This window comes from Flavobacterium sp. ACN2, assembly GCF_002303885.1.
Lineage (GTDB): Bacteria > Bacteroidota > Bacteroidia > Flavobacteriales > Flavobacteriaceae > Flavobacterium.
The window spans coordinates 1-1,859 of the sequence record NZ_MRCM01000040.1; the positions used below are offsets into that span (position 1 = coordinate 1).

The 1,859-nt window shown below is 32.1% G+C and carries 1 rRNA gene; it reads left to right on the forward strand.

The window, feature by feature from the left end:
• The first annotated feature begins 26 nt into the window (after nt 1-26).
• Nucleotides 27-136 (forward strand): 5S ribosomal RNA (gene rrf / locus BSF41_RS23475).
• Nucleotides 137-1,859 lie beyond the last annotated feature (1,723 nt).

Genomic DNA, 1,859 nt, shown 5'->3' on the forward strand with positions numbered 1-1,859 from the left:
TAAAAGCTGCTTGCAGCGAATAGCCTTAAGGTGGTTATTGCGGCGGGGCTCACCTCTTCCCATCCCGAACAGAGAAGTTAAGCCCGCCTGCGCAGATGGTACTGCAGTTTTGTGGGAGAGTATGTCGTCGCCTTTCTTTTGAAAACCCTATCCAAATCGGATGGGGTTTTCTGTTTTTATATGTTTTGGTAAACTGGGCGGGAGTTCCGCCTTTCCTTTAAGAATCCCTCCCGATAGATCGGAAGGGATTTTTTGCTTTTTATAAGGTTTTGCTTTAGTGAATTTAGCCGTAAAGAACGGAATGATTCTCCTTGCGATTATGAAGAATGCAAAGCTGTGTTGAGATGTGTATTGGGATTTAACAATAAAGAGCATAGTGAATTTATTTTATTGTCCTTGCGAGGTGTAAAGTTTGTAAAGTTTTTAATCTTTGGAGTTTGGAATTTTATCCTTAAGTTTTAGAATTGGAATTTCCTTTGAAAAGAGATGTCTTATTTACTCGGGATCGTGCAAGGGATAGAAGCGGTGTCATTTTGCGAAATACTAAACTTTTGGTCGAAGCTTGCTCTAAAACCTTTTTTCATAAAAAAATTAACGGGCAGCTCGACCTGGAAGGAAATCCTCAAATTATTATCTTAAATATTTACTATTTGTTGTTTTTTGAAAACAATGTGTATGCGATTTTTTGAATTGTTATGATTTTATTTTGATAGTTCTAGGTTGAATTTGTTTTGGTTAATAGTCTTTTATTTATGCAGGATTCTTCTGAATGAAGGGAGTGTTCTTTTTGGATGCTTGTATTTCCGTGGAGCCTGGGTAAACTTTTCTAGAAAAAAACGTATAGTCTGATCAGGTGTGAAGTGTTCAAATTAATTCTGTTTAATTTTGGAATCAATTTTTGACGAAGATCTTCCTGCATTGTTCATCTTTGCTTTTTAGGTTTAATTATGAAGTGAAAAAGTTAGTCTTTTTATTTCTGTGAAGATGTTTTGGATATTGGGTAGCTACTTGTATTTTGGTCTGAAAAAAATATACAATAATGAAGCAATTTCTTTATAGGTAGATGTTATTTTAAATTTTTGGATAGAAATGTGTTTTAGTTTGGATGTGTTTTTATTGTTTAAAATAGATGAGTGCATTTTTTATGGATTAAGGTATTAATATTGCGAAGTGTAGTTTGTTAATGTGGATTTAAAAAAAAAATAGAGATTGAGGAGGAGGTTGTGTTTGAAGTAAAAGGCTCAGGTAGTAAATTTTTTATTGTGATAAATTTTATGGAGTAATTGATTTTTTATAATTCTTTGTCGAAAGTTTAATTATTGCTTTTGTACTAGGATTTTAAGTTGAATGTTTTTTATTTCTGCTTTCAAGTCTTTGTGTTTAGTTCTGGCTAATAGAGTTTTCTTTTAGAGGGACTAGTTAAATTCTTTTTTATACGATTTTATCTTTTTGAATGCTGATAAGAGATGTTTTTTGTTTTGTTGAGTTTGTGTAAAGTTGGATAATGGAGTAAATGCTCGCATTTAGTGGCTTTTTGATTTCATGTAAAATAATTAAAGGCGGTTAAAACATTGCTTTTTTAGAAGTTTGTTATTTAGTAAAAGTTTAAATGTTTATTAGAAAGTAATTTTTAAAGTCTGAAAAAATATGCGAAGTCTCTAAAACTTGGGGTTTTTCAGCGGGACTTATTATGAAAAGAATAACACTACCAAGAAAAAACTCACAAACAGGCAAAAAAGTTTATGCTGTAAACGGCGAGTTATTAGAATGTTAAGAAAAACATGGAAAAAATATCAAAAAAACTCTTTGAAAAAGCTTGCGTAAGCGGAAAAAGGTTCTACTTTTGCACCCGCAACAGC